The organism is Nocardia asteroides (assembly GCA_019930625.1).
Lineage (GTDB): Bacteria > Actinomycetota > Actinomycetes > Mycobacteriales > Mycobacteriaceae > Nocardia > Nocardia sputi.
On record CP082844.1, the window covers coordinates 875960 to 891120 of the forward strand.

At 62.4% G+C, this 15161-nt stretch carries 17 protein-coding genes; 5 read left to right on the plus strand and 12 right to left on the minus strand.

The genetic code is table 11. The annotated features are described in order from the left end of the window. Nucleotides 1-138 precede the first annotated feature (138 nt). From K8O92_04090 to K8O92_04100, 3 genes are all read left to right on the plus strand, one after another. Nucleotides 139-753: a Uma2 family endonuclease gene (locus tag K8O92_04090; protein ID UAK33182.1), complete on the plus strand. Its 615-nt coding sequence runs from the start codon at nucleotides 139-141 to the stop codon at nucleotides 751-753. A gap of 357 nt (nucleotides 754-1110) precedes the next feature. After that, the gene (locus K8O92_04095) at nucleotides 1111-2304 is read left to right on the plus strand and encodes a cytochrome P450 (protein ID UAK33183.1); all 1194 of its coding nucleotides are present in this window, start codon (nucleotides 1111-1113) and stop codon (nucleotides 2302-2304) included. 431 nt (nucleotides 2305-2735) lie between these two features. Further along, entirely contained in the window at nucleotides 2736-4013 is a 1278-nt protein-coding gene (locus tag K8O92_04100) for a wax ester/triacylglycerol synthase family O-acyltransferase (protein UAK33184.1), read from the plus strand. Nucleotides 4014-4162: 149 nt separating this feature from the next. Here the strand turns inward: K8O92_04100 and K8O92_04105 are convergent, their stop codons facing one another. Together K8O92_04105 and K8O92_04110 are read right to left on the minus strand one after the other, a co-directional pair. Next, nucleotides 4163-4909 (minus strand): hypothetical protein, encoded by a 747-nt coding sequence (locus K8O92_04105; protein UAK33185.1) that lies wholly within the window; start codon nucleotides 4907-4909, stop codon nucleotides 4163-4165. Then, on the minus strand, nucleotides 4906-5376 hold the full coding sequence (locus tag K8O92_04110) for a DNA-directed RNA polymerase subunit beta (GenBank protein UAK33186.1): 471 nt from the start codon (nucleotides 5374-5376) through the stop codon (nucleotides 4906-4908). Before K8O92_04110 ends, K8O92_04105 begins: the two co-directional genes overlap by 4 nt. 290 nt (nucleotides 5377-5666) lie before the next feature. On the opposite strand from K8O92_04110, the gene K8O92_04115 reads away from it, so the two are divergent. After that, on the plus strand, nucleotides 5667-6593 hold the full coding sequence (locus K8O92_04115) for a helix-turn-helix domain-containing protein (GenBank protein ID UAK33187.1): 927 nt from the start codon (nucleotides 5667-5669) through the stop codon (nucleotides 6591-6593). A 265-nt stretch (nucleotides 6594-6858) separates the two neighbouring features. Here K8O92_04115 and K8O92_04120 read toward each other — a convergent pair whose 3' ends face one another. The 10 genes from K8O92_04120 to K8O92_04165 form a co-directional block, all read right to left on the minus strand. Then, on the minus strand, nucleotides 6859-8172 hold the full coding sequence (locus K8O92_04120) for a hypothetical protein (protein ID UAK33188.1): 1314 nt from the start codon (nucleotides 8170-8172) through the stop codon (nucleotides 6859-6861). Continuing rightward, complete coding sequence (locus K8O92_04125; GenBank protein ID UAK33189.1) at nucleotides 8169-8468, minus strand: WXG100 family type VII secretion target; 300 nt, start codon at nucleotides 8466-8468, stop codon at nucleotides 8169-8171. Before K8O92_04125 ends, K8O92_04120 begins: the two co-directional genes overlap by 4 nt. Nucleotides 8469-8483: 15 nt before the next feature. Beyond that, a complete protein-coding gene (locus tag K8O92_04130) occupies nucleotides 8484-8798 on the minus strand; it encodes a WXG100 family type VII secretion target (protein UAK33190.1) in 315 nt (104 codons plus the stop codon). Nucleotides 8799-9005: 207 nt separating this feature from the next. Then, nucleotides 9006-10295, minus strand: coding sequence for a Fic family protein (locus tag K8O92_04135; GenBank protein ID UAK33191.1), 1290 nt, complete (start codon nucleotides 10293-10295; stop codon nucleotides 9006-9008). A gap of 19 nt (nucleotides 10296-10314) precedes the next feature. Next, the gene (locus K8O92_04140) at nucleotides 10315-11049 is read right to left on the minus strand and encodes a HEAT repeat domain-containing protein (GenBank protein UAK33192.1); all 735 of its coding nucleotides are present in this window, start codon (nucleotides 11047-11049) and stop codon (nucleotides 10315-10317) included. Nucleotides 11050-11063: 14 nt separating this feature from the next. After that, nucleotides 11064-11534, minus strand: a complete 471-nt coding sequence (locus K8O92_04145; protein ID UAK33193.1) for a HEAT repeat domain-containing protein — start codon at nucleotides 11532-11534, stop codon at nucleotides 11064-11066. A 147-nt stretch (nucleotides 11535-11681) separates the two neighbouring features. After that, nucleotides 11682-12095, minus strand: coding sequence for a hypothetical protein (locus tag K8O92_04150; GenBank protein UAK33194.1), 414 nt, complete (start codon nucleotides 12093-12095; stop codon nucleotides 11682-11684). Further along, on the minus strand, nucleotides 12095-13408 hold the full coding sequence (locus tag K8O92_04155; GenBank protein ID UAK33195.1) for a hypothetical protein: 1314 nt from the start codon (nucleotides 13406-13408) through the stop codon (nucleotides 12095-12097). Before K8O92_04155 ends, K8O92_04150 begins: the two co-directional genes overlap by 1 nt. Further along, nucleotides 13405-13707 carry a WXG100 family type VII secretion target gene (locus K8O92_04160; GenBank protein UAK33196.1) on the minus strand — a complete coding sequence of 101 codons (303 nt, stop codon included), beginning with the start codon at nucleotides 13705-13707 and terminating at the stop codon, nucleotides 13405-13407. The genes K8O92_04155 and K8O92_04160 overlap by 4 nt, the downstream gene beginning before the upstream one ends. 17 nt (nucleotides 13708-13724) lie before the next feature. After that, nucleotides 13725-14039: a WXG100 family type VII secretion target gene (locus tag K8O92_04165; GenBank protein UAK33197.1), complete on the minus strand. Its 315-nt coding sequence runs from the start codon at nucleotides 14037-14039 to the stop codon at nucleotides 13725-13727. Nucleotides 14040-14380: 341 nt separating this feature from the next. Between K8O92_04165 and K8O92_04170 the strand changes: the two genes are divergently transcribed. Beyond that, nucleotides 14381-15040 (plus strand): hypothetical protein, encoded by a 660-nt coding sequence (locus K8O92_04170; protein ID UAK33198.1) that lies wholly within the window; start codon nucleotides 14381-14383, stop codon nucleotides 15038-15040. Nucleotides 15041-15161: the final 121 nt, after the last annotated feature.

The following is a 15161-nucleotide window of genomic DNA, read 5'->3' on the forward strand; positions in this document are numbered from 1 at the left end:
AGGGGTTCAGCGGGACAAAATCGGGGTCGGTGAGGGGGCCGAGTCGCTGGACTCATGACCAGCGGAAACAGCCCGTGACCGGGCTAACATGAAGCCATGGCAAGTCCGCGCGGCGAACGTCCCGACCTCCCGGAGTACATGACCTGGGAGGAACTCGAACAACTGCCCGAAGACATCGCCGGGCAGATCGAACTGTGGGACGGGCGTGTCGTATGGCTACGCCGGGGACCTGCCGAGCATCAAGAATTCACCAATCTGTTGTGGAGTGGATTGCGTCGGTGTGCCCGCGAAAACATGACGGTGGACCCGCGGCACTGTTGGCGGGTTCACACGGAAACCAACATCTTCTTCGGCGAATCAGGAAAGTCGGACTTCGTCACGCCGGACTTTCTGATACAGCGCTGCCTCCCGAACCCCTATCAGGATGTTCGCGCTGCCGATGTTCTCTTGGTCGGCGAGGTCCTCTCTCCGTCGAACACTCAGACCGACATGTACGCCAAGCAAGCGCGCTATGCCAGGGCAGGCATCCCCATGTACTGGGAGGTGACGCTGGAACGCGAGAGGAGCGCCATCGAGATGGTCCGCGCCTTCGCACTGGAGACGACCCACGGCAAGCTGCTTCCACCAGGCGTACACCCCCTTCGCCCAGCCAACTACCTCGTCACCGGCGAGTGGTCGCCGAAGAATTCCGACGCCATCACCATCGACTTCCCCTTCCCGATCCACATCCCGTGGTCGGACCTCGAGTTCTGAGTCGGCGAAGGCAACTGACAACATTCCGCAAGACCGAGGACCCCCAGTCCCCACTGGAACTCGACACGCGGGCCTTACCCGTTCGACACCCGTCGAGCATGAGACCGCAACGCGCGGCCTGAAACATCACGACCCCGCGGGTCAACCGAACTCGGGGGAGCCCCGTGGCACGGAAGTGTTGGCACGAAATATTGCTGGACAGTACGCTTCTCGAAGTAGCAGTAGCTGTTCGGTGGCCGAAGCACAGTTGCGCGGATGACCGCGTCCCAGCACACACGACTATCTGGAGTTCCATTTTTGAGTACGACGCAGTCCCGACCGGACACTCCGACCTGTCCGGTCGTCCACGGCTCGCCGATGGCTTCCGAAGGTCCGAGGGTGCCGCTGTACTCATCGGAATTCTCCTCGGATCCGCACCGTGCCTACGACGAAATGCGGAGACAGTACGGCTCTTTGGCTCCGGTCGAGCTGGCGCCGGGCGTGCCGGCCACGTTGGTGGTCGGGTATGACACCGCGCTGCGGATCCTCAACGATCCCGAGCACTTCCCCGCCGATCCACGCACCTGGCAGCAGAGCATCCCGGCCGACTGCCCGGTCCGGCCGCTTATGGAGTGGCGTCCCAACGGGACTCGAAACGACGGAGCGGTCCTCCATCGCTACCGGCAGGCAATCACCACGAGTATCAACGAGGTGGATCTATACGGTCTCGATGCGACCGTGGAGGAGATCGCCATCCCGCTGGTCAACGCCTTTTGCCAGGCCGGTGCAGCCGATCTGATCAGTCAATACGCGCTCCCGCTTGCATTCGCGATCATCGACTCCCTGCTCGGCTGCCCGCCGGAGATCGGACAGCGGGTCGCCGCAGGCATGGCCGCGATGCTCGAGGGGATCGATGCCGAGAACGGCAACAAGATGATCGCCGAGGCGCTGCTGGAACTGGTAGCCCTCAAACGGACCCACCCTGGCAACGACATCACCTCGCGACTGCTGCGGCATCCGGCCGAACTCGATGACCTGGAGATGATCCACCAGCTGACGAGCTTTTACGGCGCCGGGATCGAACTGGAACAGAACCTGATCGGCAATACCCTGCTGCTGATCCTCTCCGACCAGCGCTTCGGCGGAAGTGTCGTCGGCGGGACCCTGTCCACTCGCGACGCACTGGACAAGGTCTTGTTCGACAACCCGCCGCTGGCAAATCTCCTCACCACCTATCCCCGTCAGCCGATCCTCATCGACGACGTCTGGCTGCCCGCGCATCAGCCGGTCCTCATCAGCATGGCCGGCTGCAACAACGACCCCGCGATCCGGACCGAGAATCACACAGGCAATCGCTCGCATCTGGCGTGGGGCATCGGACCACACGCCTGCCCCGCGCAGTCGCTCGCCTACCTGATCGCTCAGGGCGCGATCGATCAGCTTCTCGATGCGCTGCCCGAGATTCAGCTGGCAATACCGGTCGACGCACCGACCTGGCGGCCTGGTCCCTTCCATCGGGCATTGACGGCTCTGCCGGTCACTTTTCCCCCCACTGCTCCGTTGAACGAGTAGTGATGATCTCGCAATCTCCCACACGCGCGACTGTAGAACACCATCTCCAGCCCGGCGGTCAGAGTCGCGTAGGTGTGTGCCGTGAACTGAGCCATCCGGTCGACGATGTGACCCACGGTCTCGGATGAGTCGTCGACGACCCACTGACATCGCCTACTACCTGTGCTTCCACCCCGCCACCGTGACCCGCGAGCAGATCGTGCCCGTCGCCGGAGCGGATGGGCAATCAGGAATCACAGTCGCCGAAATCCGCGGTCTCCTGGCGATGGCGCCCCACCAGCCCGCACCCTCACCCACGCACTCGCCACCGCGCAATGGCGACGACACCACCAACCCGCGTCCGACAGATCCGAAACCAATGACCGGCTCGCAGTCTCGCTGACTATTATGGGAACTTCCGCTGACGCTGCACAATTGAAGGAAACCGCACGATGAGCGCAATCCGGAGCACCCTCGACATGCCGACTACGGCAATGGATCGGACGCTACGCGGTTTGGACTCTCCGGAAAATCAGCTGAATATCGGCGCAGTTCTACATTTCGACGGACAACCGCCCCACCTCGGTGACATCCAGGACTACGTCGCTTCCCGGCTGGCTGCTCTGCCAGCATTGGCTGTATGGATGCCCCAGGGAGCCCGGCATTGGACGGTGACCGACGAGGTGGACCTGACCAGCCATGTTGTCGAGCATGTTGTGCCCGCCCAGGGAAATCTGGAGCAGGTCGTTGTCGAGCTGGCGAAAACTACGCTGCCGGAAAGCGCCCCACACTGGCGGATGTGGTTGCTGCGCGGTTACGCACCGGATCGATACGCCCTGTTGTATCTGGTGCACCACTGCGTGCAAGACGGCGCGGGAATGCTTCGAACACTGGAGTCGCTGTTCGCACCTGGTGTCCCCGAGAGTGAATCGTCGGCGGCATATCACGGTTTCGCCCAATACCCCCGCGCGTCTGCCCGCACGCGAGTGCATTGCGCCTCGAACGATCTTCGGAGCCTTCGGAGCCTGGGTGCCTGGGACCTGCCCGGGTGTCGGCCCACAGATGAGATCGGATTCGCGTGGGGCCGCGTGCCCGCCAGCACCCTCACCTCCGTCGCCCGCGCTTTCGGCTGCACCCGCAATGACGTGTACATCGCGGCGCTCGCCCACGCGCTCACCCGCTGGCAGAGCGAGATCCGCGGGAGTGCCGACTTGCCCGACATACCGTTACTGGTGGCGGCCAATGTCCGCCGCCCGGACGAGGTCGCCCTGGCGGGCAACAGAACGGCCATACCCTACCTCAGACTGCCGGGAGCGCCGCTCCCCTTCGACCAACGGCTGACCAGCACCATCCGCGCCACCGTGCCATTGAAGTCAGCAACTATCCGGGCAGCGTTGCGCAGCAACTTCGACAGCGCGCCCGCATGGCTCATGCGCACCACATTTTCCGCTATCTCGACGCCACGACGCGCTCCGTCCGCAGTGTCGAATGTCGTTTTGCGTCATCCCCTCGCGCTGCACGGCGATCCCGTCACCGCGATCGATCCGATCACAACCACCCTCGGAGGCATTCCGCTGAGCGTGCTTCTCCTCGTCAATGGAGACAGCGCCAGCGCATGCTTCAGAACGAACGCCGGATTCTCCGGCCTCGACCAAATACACCGCAATTGGGAACAGACCCTGCTCTCATGGCAGAGCAACGCGGCCACTCCGAGTCGATCCATGTCCTGAGCCCATACATCGACACACCCACGCGACGTCCGCTGATGGCACACCACTGCGCCATCGACCGAGTAACCCTCTCGATGGTGTGCCACTGGCGGCCCCATCACCCGGGGTTTCGCACTCGAGGATTCGACAGCATCTAGTGATGCGTGTCCTCACGGTTGCAAGTAGAGGCGCTCGCACGGTAAACGCGGCAGCCCGGTGGTATCGCCCGGGGCAACGATGAGGTCGGCAGCGGCGCGCACAGCGCGCCATTCCTGAATGAACCGCATGGCTGCGGTGTGGCAGGCGGCGAAGTCCAGACTCATGCCGTCGAGCAGAACGCGCAGGTGGACATCGGGCTCCTCCGGACGCGGAGTGGTCACGCCCTCTCCTGCGGCTCGGCAGCCGAAGACGCGTGCCGCGCACTGTGCGGAATCTTCGGTCGCACTCTCCCGGCGGCCACCGCGTCCACCATGGCGTTTGAACCCATCCCAATGCCGCACGTGGTGAAGAAGTTGATCCTCGGTGATTCCGCCGGGTTGCCGTTCCTCTCGACGGCAGCACACGAAATCCGCGGTGAGCAGGCTGACCATCTCGCCGTATGAGTAATGCATCTCCCGGGCGTCCGAAGCAGGCCGATAACCCTCTCGGCCAGCCGTTTCGAGCATCTCTTCCACATATCGGTCGATCGCCCAAATATGCAGGTCCATCAGATAGGCAAGCCGTTGGCCCATCGGACGTCCAGGCTTGCGGCTCTCGTAATGCCGGACCCATACGCCGAGCAGCCCTACGGCCGACATCATCAGCGCGTCCGTCGGCTCGGTGCGGGCGTTGAAGATGTCGAAGAATGCACGGGTGCCGGGCAGGCACAGCGGAGGCAAACGGTTTCCGCACGGTTGCATACGCGGGTCGGCTGTCACTGAATTCCCCTCGCGGGCGCGGAGAGTCCGGCGTTACCGAGCGCGGACAGGTCGATCGCTCGCGGCGGAAGACGCCGGCTGATCGCAGTGACAACCACCATTGCCGAGGGCCGGAACCCGTCCCGAGGCGGCTCGACCCAATGCCGCACCGCCGGAGGACGGTCGGCCGGAGACGGCAATGCGATCACCCTGCCGTGACCGTAAACCGCGATACCCGCCCGATACAGCTGGGCGGACATCGTGGTCGAGTCCGGTAGATCAGGACGGACCAGGAAGACCCAGCTTCGCGACCTCGGGTACGACACGATCGGCCCGGTAGCGCTTCCTCGCCGCCGAAGTTCCTCGCGGACCTCGTAACCGAGATACGCCGCCATCCCCAATCCCCAAACGCCGCCAGCCGGGACCGTGATGCGTCCGGTGTGCGGGTCCACGCCCGCGGCAAGCCCGCCGATACGTCGGTAGAACACGCATCTGGTGGTGGGAGTGTCTCGAAAAGAACCTTCCTGCATGGTGATCCCCCTGCCATCGAGTCAGTCGGAAGTGCGCCCTATCGCGGAATGCTGGCCGCTTCGAAAGCAACAAAGCCCTGTTCGGCGGCCCGGCGCACGCACAGCACACCAGCCGGACACCGCCCACTCCGCCCTGATTCGCGTCTTCCCGACAACTTCTCCGAAAGTCCTGGAGAGCATCGAATTCTGGGGTATCAATGGATGCAATTCAGTCCGTGTGCTGGATTCATTCACCTGGGGGAAAGCCGATGACCGACATCGAGTCGCCGACGCTGCTGCGCCGCCAGCTCGGTCGATTTCTGCGCGAGGCGCGCGAGGGCTGCGGATTGACGATCGCCGTCGCCGCGAAGGAAGTTCAACTCAGCTTCAACGGGTTACAACGGCTGGAAACCGGACGGGCGGTGAAGCCCCGCCGCCAGGACGTGCGCGAGCTGTGCATGCTGTACGAGGTGCAGGCCGAGCAGACCGAGCAAGCGGTGGGGCTCGCGTCGCGTGCGGCGACAGCGCGAGATGAGGACGGTGTCACTCCGCTCGGCGGACTGTTCTCGGATGCGTTCAACATGTATGTCGGTATGGAGCGGTCCGCTCAGCGGCTGACGTCCTACGCGGTGCAGGTGCCTGGATTGCTGCAAACCGCCGACTACGCCCGCGCGCTGATCGGCGCTTTCCTGCACGACGGCCCCAACGAAGAGATCGAGCAACGAGTACGTCTTCGCCTCAACCGGCAGGTGGCCGTCACCCGCAAGACCCGCCCGGTGGACCTCCAGGTCCTTCTCGACGAATCAGCGCTCTACCGAGTCGTTGGTAGCCCGAAGGTGATGTCCACGCAACACCGGTACCTGGCCGATGTCAGCACACGGCCGAACGTCACTCTTCGCATCCACCCGTACTCGGCCGGTCACGCGCCCGAACTTGCCTTTATCCTCGACGACTCGACCTCCGCGCCGTTCGAGACCGTCCTCCGAACTACCGAATCGCCCTGGGAGCGCAGTTCCCAACATTGTTCATGCCTACGACAGCCCTCCGGATCCTCTCATCGCCCCATGACTTCGTGCAGATCTTTCAGACCGCGTCGCGCATTGGGTGATATATCCGATTCAGCAATGAATGATGCGGTCTCCAGAACCGGAAACTCCCCCAAATTGTCCAGATCACTGAGTCTGTATGCTATGTAATCGACATCACCGTCGTCTCGCCGACCCAGTTCTTCTAGAACCGACAGCAGGCCCTCCTGTCCGCCATAGCGCACCAGAGCCTCGGCGGCTTCAATTTGCATCGTGACCACGTCATCGTCCAGCATCTCCACAAGGCGGCTGCGCGCCTGAGCATCGAACATCAGGGCGCTCAACTCGGAGATGGCGCGAAGTCTCACCAGTCCCTCGTCGCTTCGGGAATGCTCCAGAGCTGCCCGCAGACCGACTTGCTCATCTGCCGTGTTCACTATGGGATCTCCTCAGGTAGAGCGGGCCTGACACTGTCATTGATGGTACGCGCGAAAATCCGACCTGTGGCGGGGTCGATATTTTTCTGAATTTCTACAACGTGCGGTGTCGGAAGATATTGCCCTGTCGTTTTGTCCATGTGCGGTTTTCCGACAACATCTACTCGACTGGTCGCCACCCCATCAGCATCGAAATACGAGTAATGCGTGATGTTTCCCTGAGCATCCCGTTTGACCAGGTATCCGTTCGGGGGACCGCCCTGAGTTGGCAAGTTTCTCCCGGTCCATGTCTGGGCATTGTCCAACTCTTCCTTGAGAGATCTTTTCGGTGGCTTAGGGGAGTCGCCGACTTTCTTGCGCAGTCGATCACGTAGATCGGTGACGACTTTCCTGGCCTTGACAGCGGCATCCTTCGTCTCCTGTCGGATGCCTGCGATCTGAAGCGCCTTGCGCGCTCGCCAAGCGATGATGCCGTCTTTGATCTTCCCGGCCCATCTTCGCACCGTGTCCAGGGCCTTGGCGGCGGTGACCGCCCCTGCGCCGAAGCTGATCAGCGAAAGGCCGACCGTGATCGCGGCGTCGATGGCGAGATCCTGCGCTAGGGACTTCAGGAAGCCCTTGATCTCGTCGCGGAGTTCCGTCAGCGCGTCCTTATACGCGATGCAGGACTGGCTGATCTGCGTGCAGGCGGTCAGCAGTTGATCAATCGAGTTCGCGAGAGATTTGAGATCGTCTCGGATGTAGCCCGCATCGTCGGCAGTGACGCTGTCGAACAAACTCGCCGCGATCGTGATCTTGTCGCGGGCATTCGTGTTCTGGTAGATCGTGCCGAGACGGTCCCACGCGTCGGCCGCCTTGGCGAGTTTCCCGGTATCGCCGTCGGGCACAGGTATGCCGATGTGGCTGATGATATTGATGCCTTTGTCCACGATGCCCTGGCCAGGTCCGCCCGCGGAGGCGGGGACCGAAAAGGGTCCGAAAACCGGCATGCCCGGGTCTGTGGGCCGGTCTGGTTGCGGCGTGCCCTTCACGGTGGCGTCGGCTCGAGCATGAGTGAAGCCGATGTCGTTGAGGGCGCTGCCATATGCGTACAGGGTGGAGTGGACATCCTGGAAGAAACCCACGGCCTCGTAGGCCGAGGTGTTGTACGAACGCGCCCACTCCTGGCCGTTCTCGTCCACGCCCGCCATCGATCCACATGCGGACAGCTCCGCGAAGATGTACAGAAAACTGTCGCGAAGCGCTGACGCGGCGTCGAAGCAGTTGGTGGCCGCTTGATAGTAGGCCCTCGGATCGACAGCCAGAGCCGTCATACGCCGAGAATCCGCAGGCCCTCGGCTACAGCGCCGGTGTAGCCCTCATGGGCGAGCTTCACGGCCTCTTCCAACGCGGTGAGCCCTTCTCGAATATCCGTAGCACCCGCTAGCCATTCGTCGTGCGCCTCGCGGTAGGCCCCCATCACGGCCCCGGCCGACGCGGCGTCGACCTCCTTGGCTTTCTGATCGATTGCCGCCAACTGATCGGACAGCAGCCCGGCGAAGCCGCGGATGCGGGCAGCCAAGTTGTCGAGTTTGGTGAGATCCACCGAGAAGGCCTGTGCGTCGGACATGCGGTGCCCCACCTTTCAGGGAAGGTCCAACGAGCTGACGCCGGTGGCGAAAGCCTGGTCGGTCTCACGAACGGTGTCGGCAGTGACACCGAGCTTCTCCGCCAGCTCGAACAGCGCATCCCACACCTGCACCGCCCCCTGGTGGAACTCCTCCCACCCGACCGTGAAAGCGCCGGAATTGTTCCCCGTCCAACTCTCCAACATGTCTCGCACGTCGGTCTCCAGCGCGGAGTACCCGTCCCGGCATTGAGTGGCAACATCGAATGCCAAGCGTCCCAATGCTTTGACCTCAGCGGTGTCGATCGACAGTGATGGCTGTTCCCCCGCCACGCCTCTGTCCCCCTCTACCAGCGGATGATTCAGACGAATGTACCCCAGTCGCACATCCGCCGTCACTCATCGGATCTGGCTTCCGTCCGCACGAGGCGATTGTCGCGCGCCTCTGCAATGTGCCGTCGCCGCAACGTGCGAAACCGACGCAGGCCTTGCTGTGGCAGTGTCCGCCGTCATGCCCCCCAACTCCGCTGTGGCCCTCGGTCAGCGGCCGGGCGGCATATTCTTCGACGGCACCGGACGTGCTGGGTCGGATGTTTGCGTGTCTCCACCCGGGCTGGCGAGACGCCGTTCCAGGGCGGTGAAAGCACTGATCGCCTCGGGTGACTCGAAGGCCCTGTTGCGGCGACCCACGCTGAGCTGGCGGAGAATTCCGGCTTCGGCCAAACGCTGCACGGCGGCGTTTGTAGCGGGAAAACTGCGTCCGATGAGTGCCGCCGCAGTACCGACGGTGAGGACCGGAGCTCCGACCAGTTTGCCGAGCAGCAGGTCCAGCGCGGAGTTCGCTCGCACCGGCGCCACTCGATCCCGCCACGACCTTTGCAACTCCGCAGCCTTCATCTCGAAAGCGGTAGCATCCTGCGCCGCACGAGTGCATGCGGCGGCGAAACGCGCCACCCAAATGTTCAGATCGTCGGTAGCTTGATCGGAATCGGGCACACCCACGTGCCGAAAGCGAGTCAGACCGTCGATGTAGCTGTCGCTCCAGGTGGCGAGAATCAGCGACACAGGTGCGACGACGCGTTCCGCCACGCCGCGGCGGCGCAGTATCAGGTGGATCAACGCGCGACCGGTTCGGCCATTGCCGTCGATGAACGGGTGGATCGTCTCGAACTGTGCGTGCGCGATGGCGGCCTGCGCGACAGCGGGCAGATCGTCGCTATTGCAGAACGAGATCAAGTCCTCCATCAACTCGGGTACGAGTTCCGGCGGTGGCGGAACGAAGGCGGCCGAGCAGGGATTGAAGGAGCTGCCACCGATCCAGTTCTGTACGTCTCGTAAACATCCGCCATGCTGTGCGAGCTTGGTACCCGCGAGCAACCGTCGATGAATCTCGAGCAGAACATCCTCGGTGATCGACTCGCCGGGGCCAACCGCATCGGCGGCCACAGCCATGGCATCGATATTCGCCAGCACCTCGGCGGCCGTCACATCCGATGATTCTCCTTCGAGCTGACGCGCCGCCTCCGCGCGTAGCAGTCGACGCGCGCCGACTACCAACCCCTCGATCCGTGACGATGCGATGGCCTCGGCGCGCAGCAGCAACCCAGACAACGCTTCTGTCTCGACGAGCGCCACCGCCTCCGTATCGAGACGGGTGATCGCCACCTCCGCATCGACGACGTCGGCGGCGGTTTCGCTGGTCAAAACGATGCGGCGACCAGCCAACGAATCGGGCAGATACACGTGGTAAGTGCCGGAGCCACGATCTCGTCGAGACAGGCCACCGCCATCCGAGTTGCCAGCCCACCGCCGCTGCGCAAACTTAGCCATGCCACCTCCTTATTAAAGGTTAACAGATAACCTTTAATAAGTACGTCGGAGTTCTATTCAGGCCACACGCGGGCGCTGACCGCGGGGGACCGACTCCCGACGCCCCCGACAAAGAGGGGGCATCGAGCCGCCGCTCGCCCCCGCGGTCACCGGCCGACTTGTCGACTTCGCGCCGCCCACCTCCGCACCGCGCCGTGCCGGCGACGTTCCGCCATATCCACTGATCAGTGGTCCGGTCGGATATCGAATTGCCGCACCACGCCGAAACGCACGGGTAGACCGGGACGCACTGAACGATGTCGACCTGCTCGTCCGTTGCAGCGCGTCTGAACAGCGCCGAACAAGAGCTTTGCGGCAATCGCCCGATGCGGCGGCGGGGCCGGCGACCGTTCGCTTTTGGTTTGCCGAACCTCATAATGAAGGATGCCGTCTCCAAAACCGGAAACTTCCCCAAATTGTCCAGATCGCTGAGTCGATATGCGATGTAATCGACATCACCGTCATCTCGCCGACCCAGTTCTTCAAGAGCCGATAGCAGGCCCTCCTGTCCGCCATATCGCACCAGAGCCTCGGCGGCTTCGATTTGCATCGTGACCACGTCATCGTCCAACATCTCCACAAGACGTCTGCGCGCCTGAGCATCGAAGATCAGCGCACTCAACTCGGAGATGGCGCGAAGCCTTATCAATCCTTCGCCGCTGCGGGAATGCTCCAGAGCTTCCCGCAGACCAACTTGCCCATCTGCTGTGTTCACTATGGGCTCTACTCCTATAGATCGGGTCTGGCACTGCAGGCATTAGGGACGTAACTGCTCGTAAACGTGCTGGATGCAGCACAAATCGCATCGTATTCACTCTCTGGGACCAAGTAACCGAAAAGCTGCTCGATTTGATATATTCCTTCGCTCACCTCATGCGAGGGCGACCGAATCGATATTTCACGAGCATTCTGCAGGATCGGTACGCGATCGTTGATTTGCAACTCTTGCAGGCGGTAGGCGATATAGTCGGAATCGGGATCGTCAAGACGTTTTCCCAACTCTCCCAGGATGGCCACGAGTCCGGCTCGGCCACCGAAACGAGCCAAAACCTCGGTCGCCTCCAGTTCTACCGCCATATCATCGTCACCGAGAAGTTCGGCCAGTCGTTCGATCACTTGCTCCGACGGCAGCATTCTGCCCAGTTCGGTAGCCGCACACGCACGAACCTTCCAGTCCGCCGAGTACGAATCAGCCTGCACACACGCTAATTCCATGCTGCCCCTATCACAGAATCTCGGCCGGTGTCGCAGGGCCCGGGCCAGCTTCATTAATTTCTCGCACGTACACTGCGCCATCCCGCGCAAAATGACGGACTATCTCGACTAACCACGCATGAATCCCTCTTGTCAATTATTCAATAGCTTGCGCAGGTTACTCAGGCCCGTTTTAGCGTCGAGCGACAATCTGGACTGATCGATAGCCAGAGCATTGCGAAGGACCGGAAACTCCCCGAAGTTTTCTAGCTCGCTCAGCATATACGCGGTGTAGTCGATATCAGGATCGTTTCGGCGCCGACCGAGTTCAGTCAAAACCGCCAGCAATCCTTCTTCCCCGCCGGTGCGTACGAGTTGCTCAGCCGCATCGACTCGCATGGTCACGATCTCGTCATTGATCATCATCTCTTGCAGTCGTTCCCGCGCACTACTGAAGTGTATTTTTCGCCCGAGGTCGGGAATCGCTTCGATCCTTATAGCGTTAATACTACTCCGGGAGCGCGCCAGTATCGACGACAGCTCCGCATCGGCTTCACCGGTGTCCACTATGGAATCTCCTCAGGTAGCGCAGCCCGGACATTATTTCGATCAGTGCGAGCGAAGATCTCGCCGGTCTCCGGTTTCACATATTTTTGAATTTCTACGACATGGGGCGTTGGAATCGTTTGCCCCGTCGCCTTATTGTAATGTGAATCGCCAGTCAAATCGACCCGCTTCGTAGCGACCCCGTCACTATCATAGTACGAATAGTTCGTTATATTACCTTGGGGGTCGCGCTTTACCAGGTATCCATTCGGCGGCCCATTCTGGGTGGGTAGATTTCCACCAGTCCATGTCTGCGCATTGTCCAGTTCGTTCTTGAGCGACTTCACCGGAGGCTTCTTTACGTCGTCACTCTTCCCCCGCAATCGATCGCGCAGGTCGGTAACCACTTTTCGAGCCTTGACAGCGGCGTCTTTCGCCTCTTGGCGGATACCCGCGATCTGCAGCGCCTTGCGGGCTCGCCAAGCGATGATGCCATCTTTGATCTTTCCGGCCCATTTCTGCACCGTGATCAGCGCCTTGCCTGCGGTGACCGCGCCTGCGCCGAAGCTGATCAGCGCGAGGCCGATGGTGATGGCGGCGTCGATCGCGAGATCGGCGGCGAGAGACTTCAAGAAGCCCTCGATCTCGCCACGGAGTTCCGTCAACGCGTCTCTGTAGGCCAGGCATGACTGGCTGATCTGGGTGCAGGCGGTCAGCAGGTGGTCGATGGCGTTCGCGAGGGATTTGAGGTCGTCTCGGATGTAGCCCGCGTCGTCGGCGGTGATGTTGTCGAACAATCCCGCCGCGATCGTGATCTTGTCGCGGGCGTTCGTGTTCTGGTAGATCGTGCCGAGTCGGTCCCAGGCGTCGGCTGCCTTGGCGAGTTTGCCGGTGTCGCCGTCGGGGACCGGTATGCCGATATGACTGACGATATTGATGCCCTTGTCGACGATGCCCTGCCCGGGACCGCCCGCCGAGGCCGGGACCGAGAAGGGTCCGAACACGGGCATGTCCGGATTCGTCGGCCGCTCCGGCTGCGGCGCGCCCTTCATGGTGGCGTTGGCTTGGGCATGCAAGAAGCCGATGTCGTTGAGTGCGCTGCCATATGCGTGCAACGTGGAGTGGACGTCCTGGAAAAAGCCCACCGCCTCGTACGCGGACGCGTTGTAGGAGCGTGCCCACTCCTGGCCGTTCTCGTCCACACCGGCCATCGATCCGCATCCGGACAGTTCCGCGAAGATGTACAGAAAGCTGTCACGCAGCGCGGAGGCGGCGTCGAAACAGTTGGTGGCCGCTTGGTAGTAAGCCCTCGGCTCGACAGCCAGGGCCGTCATATACCCAGAATCCGCAGGCCCTCGGCGACAGCGCCAGTGTAACCCGTATGGGCCAGCCGCACCGCCTCTTCCAAAGCCGTGAGTCCTTCCCGGACATCTGTGACGCCGGACATCCACTCGTCGTGCGCTTCGCGATAGGCCGCCATCACCGCCCCGGCCGACGCGGCATCGACTTCTTTCGCTTTCTGATCGATGGCAGCCAACTGATCGGAGAGCAATCCAGCGAATCCCCGGATCCGGGCAGCCAGATTATCGAGTTTGTCGAGATCGACCGAGAAGGCTTCGGCGTCTGCTGACATGATGTGGCCATCCTTTCTCAGGGCAGATCGAGCGAGCTGACCTCGACGGCGAAATTTTGATCGGTGCCACGAACGGTGTCGGCAGTGATCCCCAGCTTCTCCGCCAACTCGAACAGGGCATCCCACACCTGCACCGCCCCTTGGTGGAACTCCTCCCAGCCGACCGAGAACGCTCCGGAGTTGCTGCCGGTCCAGCTCTCCAACATGTCTCGCACATCGGTTTCCAGCGCCGAGTACCCTTCCCGGCACTGAGTGGCGACATCGAACGCCAAACGCCCCAACGCTTCGACTTCGTCGGTGTCGACCGACAGTGATGGCCCTTCCCCCGCCAAGTCTCTGCCCCCTATCAGCGAACGTCCAAGCGCCAAGGTACCCCAGGCGCGGTGACGGCGGAAGTCACAGCCGCACACTCGGACCCGGACGCGACCCGCTTCCAGATCGACGGTAGTGAAATGGCGGCTCATGCGGTCGGGGCAACCACCAATCGACTACCGCCGATCATGGATGCGCGAAATACCTTGCTGCTCAATCGGTTCCCCATTGTGGACAATGTCACAAGGTTTGCCTCGACGGGCGTGCAGTCGCTACCAATAGTGCGTTCAATACACACGATGCGACGTTCGATTCGTCCACATCGGGGGGGTATCGGGGGTCGGGAGGGAGAATGAATTCAATGTTCTATCGCGCTGCAATGCAGATCGGTCGTAAGGCGCTTATCGGTGCGCTGCCGCTGGCCGTGGCGACTACGTTCGCCGGTGCCGGAGCCGCATCGGCCACCAACTACGCCGAACAGCAGGCGCAGTTGGCCCAGGCGATTTCGGCGACGGGCACGTCCGCGGACATCGGCTACCACGCCACGGTCGCGCCGGACCTGAGCACCGTCTCCACAACGCTGGATGCCGGCACGTTCCAGCTCGGCGAGACCTCGATCAAGGTCGTCAACAAGGCGGGCGCGGCGGTCACCGAGCTTCCGCGCACGTTGGCCACGCCGTCGGGAACCACCATCGCCCTGGATGCCAAGGTGTCCGAGGACGGCCGGACGCTGTCGGTGACGACACCCGAGGTCTCGGCAGCGACGGGCGCGGAACTGAAGGACATCGCGACGAATCCGGGGGCGCAGTACCCGGATCCGGTCATGAACGGTGCGGCCGCGGGTGCGGGCGTCGGTGCGGTCGCCGCCCTCATCACCTGCATTCCGACCCTGGCGATCTTCGTCGTCGGTTACGCGCTGTGCGCCGTGGTCGGCGTGGTGACCACCGCCATCCTGGGTGCCGTGATCGGCGCGGTCGTGGGTACGGTCGCGCCCGATGTCATTCCGCAGGTGCTGCCCTGACAATCAGCGATTGATTCGCTGAGCTGAAGTCGCGAAAGGCGCTGCGGCGGAGCTGATCCGCCGCAGCGCCTTTCTTCGGGGCGTCTGCGATTCGCTACTCGGCGCAGGCTCGGTGGTCACA